Genomic DNA, 16,188 nt, shown 5'->3' with positions numbered 1-16,188 from the left:
TTATGCCCCGAAAGACGATATGGTCGCGGGGCCCGTGGGTCGTGTCAGCCGCCATACCCCGCGCAGGAAGACGGCGAAGGACACCGTGGCAAAGGCGACCGGCAGGGCAAGAACCATCTCGGGCGCGGGTGCAGCTTGGGGCAAGACGCCGACGCAGCCGCCGGTCGCGCGAAGGGTCATGACGCCGATCACCATGAGGCCGCCCCAGATCGGCGCACCCCCAACACGCCGCGATCCGCAGGCCGCGATGCCCATCGACAGCATCGGCAGGCCGGACAGGACGAAGGTGCAGGCGACGACACCACCCGCCACAAGGGGCAGGCCGCAGATCGGGGCGGCCATGCGCGTCGCGATTGAAAAAGCGAACAGGGCGAAGGTCGTGCACCCCGCTGCCAGCATGGTGGCGGGAAGGTAGGTCAGGGCGAAGACGGGGAGGGAGATGCGATGTGCCATAAGGCAGTCATCGCATCCGCCCTGCGCAGGGATCGCGGTGAAATCGTGCAGATCGCGTGCAGCCGGGGCGACCCGTCAGGCGAAGGCCGTCTCGAAGGTCGACCGATAGAGTGAGGAGATTTCAGACAGAGCCGCCTCGGCCTTGCCGAATTTGACGACGTCTCCGCCGAACTGCCCGACCATCGTCAGCAGAACATTCGCCTGGCCCGCGGACACCATCAACGCCTCGGCGCAGTCGAAGGTGCAGGCCAGAAGGTACCGGCCCTGATCCTCGCCGAACAATTGCGCCGTGCCTTCGACATCCAGGGTCACGCCAAGACCCGCATCCTCGGCCAGCGTGAATGCCGCCAGCGCCAGACCGCCGTCCGACAGGTCGGTGCAGGCGGTGATCCAGGCGCGGTTGTCGAGGATGAAATCGCCGTGCTGCCGCTCGGCCTCCAGATCGACGGGGGGCGCATCGCCATCGCCGCGGCCCAGGTGTTCGGCCAACAGGGCGGAGCACCCCAGATGCGTGCCTTCGGACCCCAGAAGCAGCGCGATCATGCCTTCGCGCACCGGGCCCGCGATCCGCGATCCGATTTCGTCGATCAGACCGACGGCCCCGATCGTCGGGGTCGGGTCGATGCCGGTGCCGTCGGTTTCGTTGTAGAGCGAGACGTTGCCCGACACGATCGGCATGTCGAGCGCGCGGCAGGCCTGCCCGATCCCGTCGAGTGCGCCGACGAACTGCCCCATGATCTCGGGCTTTTCGGGGTTGCCGAAGTTGAGGTTGTCAGTCGTCGCCAAGGGACGCGCGCCCTTGGCCACCAGATTGCGGTAGGCTTCGGCCACGGCTTGCTTGCCGCCTTCGACCGGGTTCGCCTTGACGTAACGGGGCGTCACGTCCGATGTGAACGCCAGGCCCTTGGTCGTGCCGTGCACCCGGATCATCCCGCCGTCCAGACCGGGCAGGACGGCCGTGTCGCCCATCACTTGCGTGTCGTACTGACGGATCACCCAGTCGCGCGCGCAGTAGTTCACGCTGCCCACCAAGGCACGCAACCCGTCGATCGCGTCGACCTCCGGCACATGCGCCAACGGGCCGGCCTCGGGGGTCGGCACCCAGGGGCGGTCGTATTCGGGGGCGGAGGAGGCGAGGGTGGACAGGGGCAGATCCGCCACCGTCTTGCCGCGGTGGACGATCTCGAACCGGTCTTCGGCGATGGTTTCGCCCACGATGGCGAAATCCAGATCCCATTTGTCGAACACCGCCCGGGCCGCATCCTCCAAAGCCGGGTCGAGGACCATCAGCATCCGTTCCTGGCTTTCCGACAGCATCATTTCGTAGGCGGTCATCGCGTCTTCGCGGACGGGCACGCGATCCAGGTCAAGCCGGATGCCAAGGCCGCCCTTGTCGCCCATCTCCACCGCCGAACAGGTTAGGCCGGCGGCCCCCATGTCCTGAATGGACACGACGGCCCCGGTGGCCATCAGCTCCAGCGTGGCTTCCATCAGGCGCTTTTCGGTGAAGGGATCGCCGACCTGCACCGTGGGGCGCTTCTCCTCGATGGTGTCGTCGAACTCGGCGCTGGCCATCGTGGCCCCTCCGACGCCGTCGCGACCCGTCTTGGCCCCCAGATAGACGACCGGACGCCCCACGCCGGACGCGGCGGAGTAGAAGATCGCATCCGCATCCGCGATCCCGGCGGCGAAAGCGTTGACCAGGCAGTTGCCGTTGTAGCTGGCGTGAAAGCGCACTTCGCCGCCCACCGTCGGCACGCCGAAGCAATTGCCATAGCCGCCCACGCCCTCGACCACGCCATGCACCAACTGACGCGTCTTGGGGTGCGAGGGGTCACCGAAAGACAGCGCGTTCATGGCCGCCACGGGGCGGGCACCCATGGTGAAGACATCGCGCAGGATGCCCCCCACGCCGGTCGCAGCCCCTTGATAGGGTTCGATGTAACTGGGGTGGTTATGGCTCTCCATCTTGAAGACGACCGCCTGACCGTCGCCGATGTCGACGACGCCGGCGTTTTCGCCCGGCCCGCAGATCACCTGCGGCCCTGTCGTCGGCAACTTGCGCAGATGCAGCTTGGAGGATTTGTAGGAGCAATGCTCGTTCCACATCGCCGAGAAGATGCCCAATTCGGTGAACGACGGCTCCCGATCCATGATCTCCAGGATTCGGGCGTATTCGGCCTCGCTCAGGCCGTGGGCGGCGATCAGGTCCGGGGTGATGTCAGGGTCTTGCATGGGCCGCCTCGGTGCGTTGATGCGGTTCCATACCCGCATGCACCGGGAAGGTTAAGTCCCGCGCGCCGGTCGCACGTCGGATCGTGTCAGAAATGGAAAGGTGGGCCAGATATAAAACCTCCGCGGCGGTGTGCGGGGGGATACGGGGACCGCGCACGAAGCACATCTGACCCACCGGGCCCCCAGATCGGTCACGAGGGAGCGACCGCCGGAGTGCCTTAGGTAAATAATTCTCATGATCCGCGAAACAACCGGGACGCGTCCCGAAAGTCGCGCCCCTTCAAAGGCCCTTCAACGAACTGGCCAGATCGCCATATCCTGTGGGTCGATGTTCGAAGGCCAGGTCCAGCGCCGCCGCCGCGTCTTGCGCCCGCGCCAACAACGCCGCATCTTCTGTCTGCGAAAGATACACCAGTTTGGAATAATGCCGGAAATAGGTGTCCCGCAGCTGCGGATGCCGGTCCAGACCCAGAGGCCGCGTGACGAAGGCGTCGAATTGCCGGGCCAGGAAATCCGTCAGATAGAACGCGTCGATTTCGTCGCGCGCCGCGAACCGCTCGATCCCGTCGAAGAATGCGTAGCAATGCGGCCCGGCAATCATTTCGACGCCCAGCCGCGCGCAACAGGCCTGTAATTCGCCGCCCGTTCCGCAATCGGCATAGGCCACGAAGATGCGGGCATAGCGGCCCGTTTGTTCGGCAATCGCCGCTTCGACCGCCGGGGCGATCCGATCGGGGTGGTTGTGCAGAATTGCGGGCAGACATTGCAGATCCAGATGATCCAGCGCGTTCAGGGCCTTGATCGCCAGGATTTCATGGGCCAGCGCCCCGCAGGCCAACACCAGAACGCGGCCTTCCCCGGCTGCCGCCAGGCCGTCGCGCGTCAAGGCGTCGTCGTCGATCACACCAATTTCACCGCCGTGCCGTAGGCCATGACTTCGGACGCGGCATGGGTGATCGTCGACGTCTCCAGCCGCACGGCGACTACGGCGTCCGCGCCCAGCAGGCGGGCCTCGGATTTCATGCGGTCGATCGCCTGCTCCCGCGCGCCGGTCAGAAGGGACGCGTATTCCTTCACTTCCCCGCCGACGATGTTGCGCAGGCCCGCGACGATGTCCGACCCGATATGCTTGGAGCGGACGGTCGATCCCTTCACCAGCCCGATGCAATGGGCAATCTCGCGCCCCGGTACGGTTTCGGTCGTGGTCAGCATCATGTCCATGTCAGCCCTCACTTCATCTTGTCGTAGTGGTCGTCGTCGGAATTGCCCATGCGATCGGCCACGACGCGCCAGACGACATAGCCGATCAACAGCGCGGGCAGCAGGGCGACTGCGCCGAACGGCACCGCAAAACTGGTGGCGATGATCGCGCCCAGCCAGATGGTCGCGCCGGCGGCAATCAGCACGATGAAAAGGATCAGGACGAAACGGTCGAGGGGCATGACATCTCCTTTGCGTCGCCACTTCATATGGGGGCAGTCCCATCAGGACCAAAGGTTTTCACATCCCCCGATTTCTCGTGCGGTTAACGAAGCCGTCAGCGGATCGACCTTCAGCGCCCCTCGTGGAGCGTGGTGACGCGGCCGACGGCGGGGCGCGCGGCGATCCGGTCATGATGGGCCCGCAGCCTGGGAAAGTCGTCCATCGCCACGCCGTCTCCCGGCATCCAGCGCGTCACGTTCCACAGATACAGGTCCGCGACCGAAAGCTCCGCTTCGACGAAGTCGCCTTGTAACCGGCTCTCCAGATATTCCGCGCAATCGGTCATGTTGGCCGTGACCTTCGCGCGCAGCGCGGCCTGCGCCCCCGCGTCGTCCGTCCAGCGGTGGCCGCGCATCTTGTGGGCGTGGTTCACATGAACCGTAGAGGACAGATATCCCATCATCTCGCGTACCCGGGCCGCGGCAAGCGGGTCGCCGGGCATCAATTGCCCCGTCGTCGCCGCGATCCAGTCCATCAGGGCGGGGGCCTCGGTCACGACCGTTCCGTCGATCACCAGCGCCGGAACGCGGCCCTTGGGGTTCACCGCAAGATAGGGGGCCTGCGTCTGCGCGCCCGCCCCGAAATCCACCCAGGCCAGATCATGCGCCAACCCGGTCTCCTCCAACGCGGCGTGGACGCACATGGCGATGGTGCCGGAGGCAAGGTGCAGGGTCAGGGTCATGAGGCTCTCCCGGTTTCCGTCATCCTGCACGATAAGAGGGGCCGGACAAACCCGACCCCTCTCCGTTTCGCAAATATCCGGATCCGACGCTGCGGCTCACGCCGACATCCGGTTGTGCTTGCGCGCCATCCATTCCTTCGCCGTCTCGACCGCCACGGCGGCATCGCGGCAATAAGCGTCGGCCCCGATGGCCTTGCCGAATTCTTCGTTCAGGGGGGCACCGCCGACCAGAACGATGTAATCGTCGCGGATGCCCTCGGCCACCAGCGTGTCGATCACGACCTTCATGTAAGGCATCGTCGTCGTCAGCAGGGCCGACATGCCGATGATGTCTGCACCCTCCGCCTTGGCCGTTTCGATGTATTTCTCGACCGCGTTGTTGATGCCGATATCGACCACCTCGAACCCGGCCCCCTCCATCATCATGCCCACCAGGTTCTTGCCGATGTCGTGGATGTCGCCCTTGACGGTGCCGATCACCATCTTGCCCACGCGCGGCGCGCCCGTCTCGGCCAGCAGCGGCTTCAGGATGGCCATGCCGCCTTTCATGGCATTGGCGGCCAGCAGGACTTCGGGGACGAACAAGATGCCATCGCGGAAATCGTGGCCCACAATGGTCATCCCGCCGACCAGGGCCTCGGTCAGGATGCGATAGGGGGGCCAGTCGCGGGACAGCAGGATGTTCACCGACTCCTCGATCTCCTCGCGCAGGCCGTCGTAGAGGTCGTCGAACATCTGCGCGACGAGTTCCTCGTCGTTCAGGTCTTTCAGGATGATGTCATCTTCGTCGGACATGGGGCCTCCGGGGGGACGTGGTGTTTCAAGATGTGGTCGTGGGACCGACGGAGGTCAGCGCAAAAAGCGACATAGGGCGGATGCAGCGCGACCGATCTTGCGATTTCGGCGTCGATGTTCTATTTATGTTCTCATATCGTTCACCACGTTCGGGGGTCGAAGCATGGGCCACCACAAGCACGACTACGCCGGCCTTGCCGCCCGCGGGGCGCTGACCAACGACATCGGGCGGTTCGAGCCCTACAGCTACGATGCGCCGTTGCCCGACCGTATCGAGACCGAAGTCCGCGACGAGGTGATCGGCCGTGCCATCACCACCAACCGGTCGCCCGACGTGCCGTTCGACCGATCGGTCAACATGTACCGGGGGTGCGAACATGGCTGTATCTATTGCTTTGCGCGGCCTACGCACGCCTATCTGGGCCTGTCGCCCGGCCTTGATTTCGAAACGCGGCTGATCGCGCGGCCCAACGTCGCCGCCGCCCTGCGCAAGGAATTGCGGGCCCCGTCGTATCGCCCCGCGATGATCGCGCTGGGCACCAACACCGACCCCTATCAGCCGATCGAACGGGACAGGGGCCTGATGCGCGGCGTGCTGGAGGTGATGCGCGACCATGCCCACCCCGTCGGGGTGACGACCAAGGGGACCATGGTCGAACGCGACATCGATATTCTGTCGGACATGGGGCCGGACCTTGTGCGCGTCGGCCTGTCGGTGACCACGCTGGACGCCGATCTGTCGCGCCGGTTGGAGCCGAGGGTGCCCGTGCCCGCGCGCCGGCTCAAGGCGATCGAGAGGCTGGCGGCGGCCGGCATCCAGGTGCGGGTCATGGTGTCGCCGGTCATCCCCGGCCTGACGGATCACGAGGTGGAGGGCGTTTTGCGCGCCGCTGCCGACGCCGGGGCCGTTGCGGCCAGTATGATCCCGCTGCGCCTGCCGCTGGAGGTGGCACCGCTGTTCGAGGATTGGCTGCGCGCGCATTATCCCGACCGGGCGCGCAAAGTGCTGGGGCGCATTCGGGAGTTTCACGACGGCAAGCTTTATGATGCGGGCTACGGCCACCGGATGCGGGGGCGGGGCGTTCACGCCGATCTGCTTCAGACCCGGTTCCGCCGCGCCTGCCGTGACAGCGGCCTGGCAACCCATCTGCCGCCCCTGCGAACCGATCTGTTCACCGTGCCCGGATCGCAGATGTCGCTGTTCTAGATGCGGGTCGCGCCCCTCACCCTGGGGCTTTTCGCTGAGCGAACAGGCCGGGGTCATCGATCGGTCCCCGGTCCAACGAGGGCGATCAGCATCTGATGATCCGATCCATGCGCCCCCGCGATCTTCGCACGTCCCGACCCGCCGCGCGGCACCAGAACATGGTCGATCGGAATGCGCAGAAAGCCCGAAAACTGGTTCAGGGTGATGCGCACGCCGGGCACGAACCGCGTATCGGTCGCGGCGGTGATGCGCTTTGCGGTCGCGGACCACGGTGTCTGATTGAAATCGCCGGCCACGATGACGGGCCGGGGCAGGGCGCGCAGGTCAGGCTCCAACCGGGCGACCTGATCCGTCTGCCCCTTCGGCCAGGGCCAGTAGAGGTGAAGGGACACGAACGTGACGGGGCCGTCCGGGGTCTCGATACGCTGCCATGTTCCGCCTTCGAAACAGCCCGACGCACGCACGGGCCAGCGCGTCGCAACCACCGTCGCGGTGACCGGGCTCATCACGCAGGACGCGACGGTCCAGTCGGATGGCAGGGACGCTATGGCATCGGTCGCGGCGCTGACTTCCTGCAAGGTGACGACGTCTGCATCCGCCATTCGTGCCAAAAGGTCCGGGGCCGGGTTGGTGAACAGAAGATTGTGCTGGAGGAGGGCGATGCGCCCCATCGACGGGGTCGTGAAATCTCCGCTCGCCGGCACCAGGATGGCCACGCCGGCCCCGACGATTGCCAGGCCGGCGATCGCCGCCGGCCAGCGGCGCAGAACCCCGAATATCACGGTCAGACCCACCGCGACGACGACACCGTAGATCAACCCGACCCCCAACGAATCGAGGATCGGATGCGCACGACCGAACCAGGCCCCCGCCACGGTCAAGGCGCAGCCCAGCAGGCCGAGGGCCAGGATCAGCAGTCCGGACTGCACGTCGGGACCAGTCAGACCTGTGTGCGGCGGCGACGGTTCGCGGAGCGGTCGCGCACCGGACCTTTGCCGTCGGTGCCATCGCTGTCGGATGAAAACCCACCCAGTCGCGCGGCAATATCTTCCAGCGTCGGGGCAGGGCTTCGTCCCGTCGTCTCCAGCGCGGCGCGCATCGCGCGCAGATGGTCGGGCGTCGTCCCGCAGCAACCGCCGATGATCGTGGCCCCGGCGTCGCGCGCCAGCACGGCGTAATCCGCCATCAGCGCGGGCGTGCCGTCGTAGTGGATGTGGCCGTCGTGGTACTTGGGGATGCCCGCGTTGCCCTTCGCGATCAGCGGCCAGTCGACGGTGCCGAACCCCATGACCGTACGGATCAGGTCTGCGGCCCCGACGCCGCAGTTTGCGCCGTAAGCGACGGGCTTATAATCCAGCTTACCAATGAGGCGCGTCATCTCGGCGGATGTCGTGCCCATCATGGTGCGCCCTGCGGTGTCGAAACTCATGGTGATGCACCAAGGCATGTCGGCCAGACGGGCGGCCTCGGCGGCGGCGCGCAGCTCCTCGGGGGCGGAAATCGTCTCGACCCACAGGACATCCGCGCCCCCGGCCTTCAAACCCTCGGCCTGCTCGTGAAAGATTTCGACGGCCAGATCATGCGTCAGCGGGCCCATCGGGGCCATGATTTCCCCTGTCGGCCCCATGGAGCCCGCGACGATCACCGGCCGGCCGGCGGAGTCCGCCACCTCCCGCCCGATCTCCGCGCCTATCCGGCTCAGCTGATGGGCCCGCCGCTCCGCGCCGTGCAGCTTCAGCCGCGCCGCGTTGCCGCCGAAGGTGTTGGTCAGGAACAGATCCGATCCGGCCTCCACCGCCCCCGAATACAGGGCGCGGATCTTGCCCGTTTCGGTCTCGTTCCAGAGCTCGGGCGCGTCACCCGACATCAGACCCATGTTGAACAGCGTCGTGCCGGTCGCGCCGTCGGTCAGCAACCAGTCACGGGTCTTGAGCAGGTCGGTCAGGGCATCGGGCATGGGTGGGCCTCCGGGGCGCGGGCGAACAATCGGCCGCGCCTTGTCGCCCGCCAGGGTGGGACAGGCAAATTCATGTCGTGCATGAAGATGATGAGGGCGCGCACATGTCGCCCCCACCCGCGTCCCGAAGCGTCGGTCACTTCAGCTCGGTCATCACCTGTTGCTTGGCTTCGACCATCAGGGCGTCCATCTTGGCGCGCACCTCGGCGGCCGGGACCTTCTCGCCCAGATCGCCGGTGACCTTGCGCATGACGTCGTCGTCGCCCGCCTCCTCGAAATCGGATTTCACGACTTCGGTGGCATAGGCCTTGAGGGCATCGCCCTCCTTGCCCAGGATTGTGCCGGCCCATTCGCCCAGCAGGCGATTGCGCCGCGCTTCGACCTTGAACTGCAATTCGGCGTCGTGGGCGAACTTGTTCTCGAAACTCTTCTCGCGGTCGTTCATGCTATTGGACATGGTGGCCTCCTCGGGGCAGATGCTGTGCCCTTCCGATATGTGCCGCGCCACGCGCGCGCGCAAGCGGGGGTCGCTTGGCAAAGGCGTCCGAACGGCATAAGACCCGCAAAACCGCCCGAACTCCCCCCAACCCCGAGGATATCATGGCCAGACGCAAGCTCGTGTATGAAGGCAAGGCCAAGATCATGTACGAGGGTCCCGAGCCGGGCACGATGGTGCAGTACTTCAAGGACGACGCGACCGCCTTCAACGCCGAGAAGAAGGCCGTGATCGACGGCAAGGGCGTGCTCAACAACCGTTTGTCCGAATTCTTCATGGTGGGTCTGGGCAACATCGGCGTGCCGACGCATTTCATCAAGCGGCTCAACATGCGCGAGCAGTTGATCCGCGCCTGCGAGATCATTCCGCTGGAGATCATCGTGCGCAACGTCGCCGCCGGATCGCTCTCCACCCGGCTGGGCATCGAGGAGGGCACGGCGCTGCCGCGTCCGATCATCGAATTCTGCTACAAGGACGACAAGCTGGGCGATCCGCTGGTCGCCGAGGAACATATCATCGCCTTCGGCTGGGCGTCGCAGCAGGATCTGGACGATATCGTGGCACTGGCCCTGCGGGTGAACGACTTCCTGTCCGGCTGCATGCTGGCCGTCGGGATCAAGCTGGTGGATTTCAAGATCGAGGTCGGGCGCGTCTGGGACAATGATTTCCAACGCCTGATCCTCGCCGACGAGATCAGCCCGGATTCCTGTCGGCTTTGGGATATCGAGACTGGCAAGAAGCTCGACAAGGATGTGTTCCGCCGCGATCTCGGCTCGCTTACGGATGCCTATACCGAAGTCGCGCGTCGTCTGGGCGTTCTGCCCAACAACTCTGGGCCGGTCACCCGCCCGACGCTGATCAACTGAAGGGCGCTCCGATGAAGGCCAAAGTCACCGTCATGCTGAAATCCGGCGTCCTCGATCCACAGGGCGAAGCCGTCCGACATGCTTTGGGCGCGCTTGGCTTCGACGGGGTCGATGGCGTGCGGCAGGGCAAGCTTATCGAACTCGATCTGGCCGACGGCACGACGCAGGCCGACGTGACCGCGATGTGCGAAAAGCTGCTCGCGAACACGGTAATCGAAAGCTACACCATCGAAATGTAAGGCGGGCCGGGCATCGCCCGCGCTGACGATCTGGTCCCTTTCGGCCACGCCCGACCTTGCCAAACCGCCGCGCAACCGCTTCCCTCCGCTCAAATGGGAGGAGTCACCATGCGCGCCGCGATCTTACGCGATTACAACGCCCCGCTGTCCATCGAGGATGTGCCCGACCCCGCATGCCCGCCCGACGGCGTGGTCCTGCGCACCATCGCCTGCGGCGTCTGCCGGTCGGACTGGCACGGATGGGTCGGGGAGCATAACCGCGTCAAACCGGGCCAGATCGGCGGCCACGAATACTGCGGCGAGGTGATAGAGGCGGGGCCGGACGCGCAATTTGCCGTCGGCGATACGCTTGTCGCGCCGTTCATCCTGGCTTGTGGAACTTGCCCGCAGTGTCGGTCGGGCCATCAGAACACCTGCCTGGATCAGCGCCTGCCGGGGTTTATCGAACCGGGGGCGTTCGCGGAATACGTGGCGGTGCCGCGCGATCACAATCTTGCCCGACTGCCCGAAACCCTGTCGGCAACGGTGGCCGCCGGTCTTGGTTGCCGCGTGACGACCAGCTGGCACGCGCTGACCGGGCGTGCGGCGTTGCAGGGCGGCGAATGGCTTGCGGTGCATGGCACCGGCGGTATCGGGCTGTCGGCGGCGCTTCTGGGGCGGGCGCTGGGGGCGCATGTCGTTGTGGTCGACGTGGTTCAGGAAAAGCTGGACCACGCGCTCTCGCTCGGTATCGATGCGGCCGTTCTGGCCGATGACGACACGGCCGCGCGCATCCGCGAGATAACCGGCGGCGGTGCCCATGTCAGCGTCGAGGCGCTTGGCATCCCTGTCACCGTCAACGCGTCGCTTCGCTGCTTGCGCCCGCTGGGGCGGCACGTTCAGGTCGGGCTGCCCACGGGCCACACCGCGCAGATGGAGGTCGACATGGCAGCTGTCTATCAGGGGAACCTCGCGCTTTACGGGACCCGCGGAATGCCGTCGTGGCGATATCCGTCGCTGCTCGACATGATCACAAGCGGCAAGGTCGATATGTCCCCGCTGATCGCGCGGGAGGTGGCGCTGTCGGACACGTCGGCCGAACTGGCCGCATTCAACGGCCCCACGCCGCCGGGCGTCGCGGTGATCACCGATTTCGGACGGTGATCACCGCGTCAGCGGCCACGGCCCCGCGGATCAGCGCGAGCGCGAGCAGACGCCGGCATCGTCGCAGAAGATGCCCGCCAAGCCGCCGATGATCGCACCGCGGTCGCCGTTGCCGTTCACGACTTTTGCGGCGCCATAGCCGGCGGCGGCACCAACCAGGCCACGTTCGACGTCGCTGTCGATGAACCCGCCCTGGGCACAGCCCGACAGAAGGGCGGCGGAGGCGACGAGGGGCAGAAGGATTTTCATGGTGTGTCTCCAATGGATCGGGCCGACATGTCGTCGGACAGGGGGAAGGCACGGTCGCCGATTCCCCGGCCACCGCATGCCGCAGATGGGGCAGGTGACCCCTGCTATGCGATGACGGCGCGGGCCGGATCAGGGCCTGAATGCGTGTTATCGCATGTCGAAGGTGCCCTGCCGGCGGGGTTCCGCCGACATCGTGTCACGATGGAAAGGGGCGTATTCGACCGGTCCGACCCGGTGCTGGAAATCCTGTCCGAAATGTGGAAATACCCGCGTAACGCTCTCCTATTCGTGAAGAATGCCCATGAAAGCCGCCGTCCTCGTCTTCCCCGGCTCCAACTGCGACCGGGACCTTGCCGTCGCCTTTCGGGCCGCCGGATTCGACACCACGATGGTCTGGCACAAGGAGACGGATTTGCCGTCGGGCATCGACCTGGTCGGCGTTCCGGGCGGATTTTCCTATGGCGACTATCTGCGGTGCGGGGCCATTGCCGCGCGCTCCCCGATCGCGGGCGCGCTGAAGGCCCATGGGGATCGCGGCGGCTTCGTTTTCGCGCCCTGCAACGGTTTTCAGATCCTGACCGAGGCGGGGATGTTGCCCGGTGCCCTGCTGCGCAACGCGGGTCTGAAATATATCTGCGAGACCAGCGCCCTGCGGGTCGAAGAGACTGAAAGCGCGTTCACCCAAGGGTATGACAGGGGACAGGTCATCGACATCCCGATCGCGCACCACGAGGGCAATTATACCGCCGACGCCGAAACGATTGCGCGGCTGAACGGCGAAAACCGCGTGGCGTTCCGCTATGTGGCCACCCCGAACGGTGCCACCGACGGCATCGCGGGTATCCTGTCCGACAATCGTCGCGTCCTTGGCATGATGCCCCACCCGGAGCGGGCGTCCGACCCGCTGCACGGCGGCACCGACGGCGCGGCCCTGTTCCGCGGCGTGGCGCAGGCCCTCGTCTCCGCGTGATCCCGCGCCCCGCGCATCGCGCGCTTGAGGCGAAGGCTTCGCGGGGCTACAAAAGCTGATGTTTTGGCGTGTCTCCAAGGACAGGGCGGCGGAAAACCCCGCGATCGTCGACGGGCCGTCCCCCGACCGCGTGCGCCTTCCGTGGGCCGTCCGGATTCTGATCGTGCTGACGATCATCGCCGCCGGCGTGGCGATCTGGGTGGTAAACATCCTGTTGACGGAACGATTGGTCGAGACGACGCGACAGCGGGCCGAATTGCGTCAGGCCCTGTATGGCGGGGCGATCCTGTCGGAGTTGCAGCGAAACTCTGTCGTGCCGCTGTTGCTGGCGCGCGATTCGACCCTGATCTCCGCGCTGAAAGCGGATGATTTCTCGACCTCCAGCCAGCGTCTGATTTCCTATGTGGACGAAATCGGGGCCGCCTCGATCCGCCTGCTGGACATGGATGGCCGCACGGTCGCGGCGACCGACCGCGAACAGCTGGGCAGCCTATATGCCGAAAGCCCCTTCTTCACCGAAGCCGTGGCGACCACCGATACCGTGTTTACCATCTTTCCAGACGAAACAGGGGCCTATGGCGCGTCCTTCAGTCGGGTCGTGCGTGACGGGGCGGAACAGCTGGGCGTTTTGCAGGTGCAGGTGAACCTGGCGCAATTCGAAAGCCGATGGCGGGGAACGACGGCGGCGGTGGCCGTGACGGACGCGGCCGGCACCGTCATCCTGACGACGGAGCCGCGCTGGCGGGGTCAGCCGCTGAGCGAGGCGCTGGCCGCGACGTCGGTGCCCTCGGCCCTGGAACGCGCGCTGGCGACGACGGGGGCGTTCGGCCCGGATGTGAACCGGGGTTATTTTTCGGGCAACGCGCTGATTCAGTTGGAAACGCGCGTGCCGTTCCGTGGCTGGCGGTTGGTCAGCTTCACCTCCTACGAGTCGGTGCGCGAAAGCGTCAACGGCGTGCTGGCCCTGATCATCACGGGCTTCGCCCTTCTGCTGACGCTGGGCTTTTATCTGCTCAACCGCCGCTCGACGCTTCGCTCGATGCTGTTCCAGCGGGAATCGCTGCAACTTCGTCGCCTCAACAATCGCCTGTCGTCCGAGATCGCGGAGCGCAAGCGCGTGCAGGAAGAGTTGAAGGAAACCGAGCAGAGCCTTGCGCAGTCGTCCAAGCTGGCTGCCTTGGGCGAAATGTCGGCTGCCGTCAGCCACGAATTGAACCAACCGCTGGCCGCGATGAAGACCTATCTGGCCGGCGCGCGGCTGTTGCTTCAACGGCGTCGGGCGGACGAGGCGCTGTCTTCGTTCCAGCGGATCGACGATCTGATCGATCGAATGGGGGCGATCACCCGACAGCTCAAATCCTATGCCCGCAAGGGCGGCGAGGCGTTCGAGCCGATCGACGTGCGCGCGGCCCTGTCCTCGGCGTTGACGCTGATGGAGCCGCAACTGAGGCAGGAGAAAATCCAGCTGAGCCAGATCGTCCCCGAGGAGCCGGTGATGGCGATGTGCGACCGCCTGCGGCTGGAACAGGTCATTATCAACCTGGTGCGCAATGCCCTTGATGCGATGAAGGGGTCCGATGAGCGGGAGCTCGATATCCTGCTGACCTCCGGGGAGGAAGTTGTCCTTGCCGTTCGCGACTCGGGCCACGGCCTGCACGAGCCCGAAAAGCTGTTCGAGCCGTTCTATACCACCAAGAAACCCGGGGAAGGTGTGGGCCTTGGACTGGCCATCAGCTCGGGAATTGTCGGTGACCTGGGTGGGCGGTTGACCGCCCGGAATGCCCTTCGCGGCGGTGCCGTGTTTGAAGTTCGCCTTCCCGCGATAGATATGGCGCTAGACGCAGCCGAATAGGAATTTCCATGGCCGAGCAGATCCGGATCGCGATCGTCGACGACGAACAGGACATGCGGCAGTCGATTTCACAGTGGCTGGCCCTGTCCGGGTTCGCGACGGAAACCTATGCCAGCGCCGAAGAGGCCCTCAAGAAGATCACGCCCGAATTCTCCGGTGTCGTCATCAGCGATATCCGCATGCCGGGCATGGATGGCATGGCCTTCCTCAAGCGATTGATGAGCTCCGATTCTTCGCTGCCCGTCATCATGATCACCGGGCACGGCGACGTCCCCATGGCCGTCGAGGCGATGCAGCTGGGCGCCTATGACTTCATGGAGAAGCCCTTCAACCCCGATCGCCTGACCGATCTGGCGCGGCGCGCGGCACAGGCCCGCAAACTGACGCTCGACAATCGGGCCCTGCGGCGGGAGCTTTCGGACGGCACCGTCCTGATGCGCAAATTGATCGGCACGTCGCCCGCGATGGAGCGTCTGCGCGAGGATATCCTCGACTTGGGGCAGGCCGACACCCATGTCCTGATCGACGGCGAAACGGGGACCGGCAAGACGCTGGTCGCACACGCGCTGCATGCGGTTGGTCCGCGTCAGGGCAAGACATTCTCGCTCACCTCCTGTGCCGCGCTTGGTGAAGGGGCACTGGAGGCCAAGCTGTTCGGCCCCGTTACCGAAGGCGGCCTGCCGCTGGTCGAAGAAGCACGGGGCGGCACGCTGGTGCTGGAAGATATCGAGGCGCTGCCGCTGGCGTTGCAGGCCAAGCTGCTGACATTCATCAACGATCAGGGCACGCCCGCCGAGACGCGCATCGTGGCCATTCACAACGGGTCGGACCCCGAAAAGACGCTGGAAGATTCGCTACGCCCGGATCTGTTCTTCCGGCTGGCGGCGATGAAGCTGGTCCTGCCGCCTTTGCGCAACCGGGGCGAAGACGTGCTGACGTTGTTCACCCATTTCGCCGAAACCTTCGGCGACGAATACGGGGCCACCCCACCGCAATTGTCCGCCCAGGAGGCGGCGCAGCTGCTGCAGGCACCGTGGCCGGGCAACGTTCGCCAGCTGATCAACCTGGCGGAACGCGCCGTGCTGCAACAGCGTCGCGGCACCGGCTCGATCTCGTCGCTTCTGATGTCGGATACGCAGGAGCAGGGGGAGACCGTTCAGGTCACGACCGAAGGCAAACCGTTGAAAGAATACGTCGAAGCCTTCGAGCGGATGCTGATCGACAACACCATGCGTCGCCACCGCGGGTCCATCGCCGGTGTCATGGAGGAGCTGTCGCTGCCCCGCCGGACCCTGAACGAAAAGATGGCGAAATACGGGTTGAGCCGGTCGAACTATCTTTGATGCGGCGGGCAATGGCCCCTTGGGCATGGCGGTGCGGGTCCATCGCCGGTCGTTGTGTCCGGGGCACACCGGGGACATGGGCCTATCCGTGCTGACCCGGCGGTTTGGCGTTGCGAAGACGTCAATTATGTAACACACAGGATATACGGTTGTGCCGCCGAACGGTCGGCGGTCGGAACCGGTGAGATTCTTTCCCGTGCAGTCAGGTCCCGAACACGA

At 65.5% G+C, this 16,188-nt stretch carries 18 protein-coding genes; 7 read left to right on the top strand and 11 right to left on the bottom strand.

Annotation, left to right across the window (positions count from 1 at the left end):
• The 7 genes from JDO7802_RS15535 to JDO7802_RS15505 form a co-directional block, all read right to left on the bottom strand.
• The gene (locus JDO7802_RS15535; protein ID WP_055086842.1) at window positions 1-453 is read right to left on the bottom strand and encodes a hypothetical protein; all 453 of its coding nucleotides are present in this window, start codon (window positions 451-453) and stop codon (window positions 1-3) included.
• A gap of 75 nt (window positions 454-528) precedes the next feature.
• Window positions 529-2,688: a phosphoribosylformylglycinamidine synthase subunit PurL gene (gene purL / locus JDO7802_RS15530; RefSeq protein ID WP_055086841.1), complete on the bottom strand. Its 2,160-nt coding sequence runs from the start codon at window positions 2,686-2,688 to the stop codon at window positions 529-531.
• Window positions 2,689-2,968: 280 nt separating this feature from the next.
• Window positions 2,969-3,592, bottom strand: coding sequence for a DUF1638 domain-containing protein (locus JDO7802_RS15525; protein ID WP_055086840.1), 624 nt, complete (start codon window positions 3,590-3,592; stop codon window positions 2,969-2,971).
• Window positions 3,589-3,909 carry a YbjQ family protein gene (locus JDO7802_RS15520; RefSeq protein WP_368730358.1) on the bottom strand — a complete coding sequence of 107 codons (321 nt, stop codon included), beginning with the start codon at window positions 3,907-3,909 and terminating at the stop codon, window positions 3,589-3,591. The genes JDO7802_RS15525 and JDO7802_RS15520 overlap by 4 nt, the downstream gene beginning before the upstream one ends.
• A gap of 8 nt (window positions 3,910-3,917) precedes the next feature.
• Window positions 3,918-4,130, bottom strand: coding sequence for a hypothetical protein (locus JDO7802_RS15515; protein WP_055086839.1), 213 nt, complete (start codon window positions 4,128-4,130; stop codon window positions 3,918-3,920).
• A gap of 110 nt (window positions 4,131-4,240) precedes the next feature.
• Entirely contained in the window at window positions 4,241-4,852 is a 612-nt protein-coding gene (locus tag JDO7802_RS15510; RefSeq protein WP_055086838.1) for a glutathione S-transferase family protein, read from the bottom strand.
• A 96-nt stretch (window positions 4,853-4,948) separates the two neighbouring features.
• The gene (locus tag JDO7802_RS15505; protein WP_055086837.1) at window positions 4,949-5,647 is read right to left on the bottom strand and encodes a corrinoid protein; all 699 of its coding nucleotides are present in this window, start codon (window positions 5,645-5,647) and stop codon (window positions 4,949-4,951) included.
• Window positions 5,648-5,810: 163 nt separating this feature from the next.
• On the opposite strand from JDO7802_RS15505, the gene JDO7802_RS15500 reads away from it, so the two are divergent.
• Window positions 5,811-6,854: a PA0069 family radical SAM protein gene (locus JDO7802_RS15500; RefSeq protein WP_055086836.1), complete on the top strand. Its 1,044-nt coding sequence runs from the start codon at window positions 5,811-5,813 to the stop codon at window positions 6,852-6,854.
• A 53-nt stretch (window positions 6,855-6,907) separates the two neighbouring features.
• Here the strand turns inward: JDO7802_RS15500 and JDO7802_RS15495 are convergent, their stop codons facing one another.
• From JDO7802_RS15495 to JDO7802_RS15485, 3 genes are all read right to left on the bottom strand, one after another.
• The gene (locus tag JDO7802_RS15495) at window positions 6,908-7,783 is read right to left on the bottom strand and encodes an endonuclease/exonuclease/phosphatase family protein (protein WP_055086835.1); all 876 of its coding nucleotides are present in this window, start codon (window positions 7,781-7,783) and stop codon (window positions 6,908-6,910) included.
• An 11-nt stretch (window positions 7,784-7,794) separates the two neighbouring features.
• On the bottom strand, window positions 7,795-8,811 hold the full coding sequence (gene bmt / locus JDO7802_RS15490) for a betaine--homocysteine S-methyltransferase (RefSeq protein ID WP_055086834.1): 1,017 nt from the start codon (window positions 8,809-8,811) through the stop codon (window positions 7,795-7,797).
• 136 nt (window positions 8,812-8,947) lie between these two features.
• A complete protein-coding gene (locus JDO7802_RS15485; protein ID WP_055086833.1) occupies window positions 8,948-9,268 on the bottom strand; it encodes a DUF1476 domain-containing protein in 321 nt (106 codons plus the stop codon).
• A gap of 143 nt (window positions 9,269-9,411) precedes the next feature.
• On the opposite strand from JDO7802_RS15485, the gene purC reads away from it, so the two are divergent.
• The 3 genes from purC to JDO7802_RS15470 all read left to right on the top strand — a co-directional run bounded on the left by purC (window position 9,412) and on the right by JDO7802_RS15470 (window position 11,555).
• Window positions 9,412-10,173 (top strand): phosphoribosylaminoimidazolesuccinocarboxamide synthase, encoded by a 762-nt coding sequence (gene purC / locus JDO7802_RS15480; protein WP_055086832.1) that lies wholly within the window; start codon window positions 9,412-9,414, stop codon window positions 10,171-10,173.
• Between the two features lie 11 nt (window positions 10,174-10,184).
• Window positions 10,185-10,412 carry a phosphoribosylformylglycinamidine synthase subunit PurS gene (gene purS, locus JDO7802_RS15475; RefSeq protein WP_055086831.1) on the top strand — a complete coding sequence of 76 codons (228 nt, stop codon included), beginning with the start codon at window positions 10,185-10,187 and terminating at the stop codon, window positions 10,410-10,412.
• A 108-nt stretch (window positions 10,413-10,520) separates the two neighbouring features.
• On the top strand, window positions 10,521-11,555 hold the full coding sequence (locus tag JDO7802_RS15470) for a zinc-binding dehydrogenase (protein WP_055086830.1): 1,035 nt from the start codon (window positions 10,521-10,523) through the stop codon (window positions 11,553-11,555).
• A 30-nt stretch (window positions 11,556-11,585) separates the two neighbouring features.
• Here JDO7802_RS15470 and JDO7802_RS15465 read toward each other — a convergent pair whose 3' ends face one another.
• Window positions 11,586-11,804, bottom strand: coding sequence for a hypothetical protein (locus JDO7802_RS15465; RefSeq protein ID WP_055086829.1), 219 nt, complete (start codon window positions 11,802-11,804; stop codon window positions 11,586-11,588).
• Window positions 11,805-12,105: 301 nt separating this feature from the next.
• Here JDO7802_RS15465 and purQ point away from each other — a divergent pair, with 301 nt between their 5' ends.
• Genes purQ through JDO7802_RS15450 form a run of 3 tightly spaced genes read left to right on the top strand, consistent with a single transcriptional unit; the run spans window position 12,106 to window position 15,969 of the window.
• The gene (purQ, locus tag JDO7802_RS15460) at window positions 12,106-12,774 is read left to right on the top strand and encodes a phosphoribosylformylglycinamidine synthase subunit PurQ (RefSeq protein ID WP_055086828.1); all 669 of its coding nucleotides are present in this window, start codon (window positions 12,106-12,108) and stop codon (window positions 12,772-12,774) included.
• 58 nt (window positions 12,775-12,832) lie between these two features.
• Window positions 12,833-14,626: a sensor histidine kinase gene (locus JDO7802_RS15455; RefSeq protein ID WP_144430637.1), complete on the top strand. Its 1,794-nt coding sequence runs from the start codon at window positions 12,833-12,835 to the stop codon at window positions 14,624-14,626.
• An 8-nt stretch (window positions 14,627-14,634) separates the two neighbouring features.
• Window positions 14,635-15,969 (top strand): sigma-54-dependent transcriptional regulator, encoded by a 1,335-nt coding sequence (locus tag JDO7802_RS15450; protein ID WP_055086827.1) that lies wholly within the window; start codon window positions 14,635-14,637, stop codon window positions 15,967-15,969.
• Window positions 15,970-16,188 lie beyond the last annotated feature (219 nt).

The organism is Jannaschia donghaensis, assembly GCF_001403795.1.
Taxonomy (GTDB): Bacteria; Pseudomonadota; Alphaproteobacteria; order Rhodobacterales; family Rhodobacteraceae; genus Jannaschia; species Jannaschia donghaensis.
This window is presented reverse-complemented; position numbering and strand designations above follow the sequence as displayed.

Excerpts from the sequence above, each read along its gene's own strand:
- JDO7802_RS15535 (WP_055086842.1), bottom strand. The coding sequence starts at position 453 with ATGGCACATCGCATCTCCCTCCCCGTCTTCGCCCTGACCTACCTTCCC.
- purL (WP_055086841.1), bottom strand. The coding sequence starts at position 2,688 with ATGCAAGACCCTGACATCACCCCGGACCTGATCGCCGCCCACGGCCTG.
- JDO7802_RS15520 (WP_368730358.1), bottom strand. The coding sequence starts at position 3,909 with ATGGACATGATGCTGACCACGACCGAAACCGTACCGGGGCGCGAGATT.
- JDO7802_RS15515 (WP_055086839.1), bottom strand. The coding sequence starts at position 4,130 with ATGCCCCTCGACCGTTTCGTCCTGATCCTTTTCATCGTGCTGATTGCC.
- JDO7802_RS15510 (WP_055086838.1), bottom strand. The coding sequence starts at position 4,852 with ATGACCCTGACCCTGCACCTTGCCTCCGGCACCATCGCCATGTGCGTC.
- JDO7802_RS15505 (WP_055086837.1), bottom strand. The coding sequence starts at position 5,647 with ATGTCCGACGAAGATGACATCATCCTGAAAGACCTGAACGACGAGGAA.
- JDO7802_RS15500 (WP_055086836.1), top strand. The coding sequence starts at position 5,811 with ATGGGCCACCACAAGCACGACTACGCCGGCCTTGCCGCCCGCGGGGCG.
- bmt (WP_055086834.1), bottom strand. The coding sequence starts at position 8,811 with ATGCCCGATGCCCTGACCGACCTGCTCAAGACCCGTGACTGGTTGCTG.
- JDO7802_RS15485 (WP_055086833.1), bottom strand. The coding sequence starts at position 9,268 with ATGTCCAATAGCATGAACGACCGCGAGAAGAGTTTCGAGAACAAGTTC.
- purC (WP_055086832.1), top strand. The coding sequence starts at position 9,412 with ATGGCCAGACGCAAGCTCGTGTATGAAGGCAAGGCCAAGATCATGTAC.
- purS (WP_055086831.1), top strand. The coding sequence starts at position 10,185 with ATGAAGGCCAAAGTCACCGTCATGCTGAAATCCGGCGTCCTCGATCCA.
- JDO7802_RS15470 (WP_055086830.1), top strand. The coding sequence starts at position 10,521 with ATGCGCGCCGCGATCTTACGCGATTACAACGCCCCGCTGTCCATCGAG.
- JDO7802_RS15465 (WP_055086829.1), bottom strand. The coding sequence starts at position 11,804 with ATGAAAATCCTTCTGCCCCTCGTCGCCTCCGCCGCCCTTCTGTCGGGC.
- purQ (WP_055086828.1), top strand. The coding sequence starts at position 12,106 with ATGAAAGCCGCCGTCCTCGTCTTCCCCGGCTCCAACTGCGACCGGGAC.
- JDO7802_RS15455 (WP_144430637.1), top strand. The coding sequence starts at position 12,833 with ATGTTTTGGCGTGTCTCCAAGGACAGGGCGGCGGAAAACCCCGCGATC.
- JDO7802_RS15450 (WP_055086827.1), top strand. The coding sequence starts at position 14,635 with ATGGCCGAGCAGATCCGGATCGCGATCGTCGACGACGAACAGGACATG.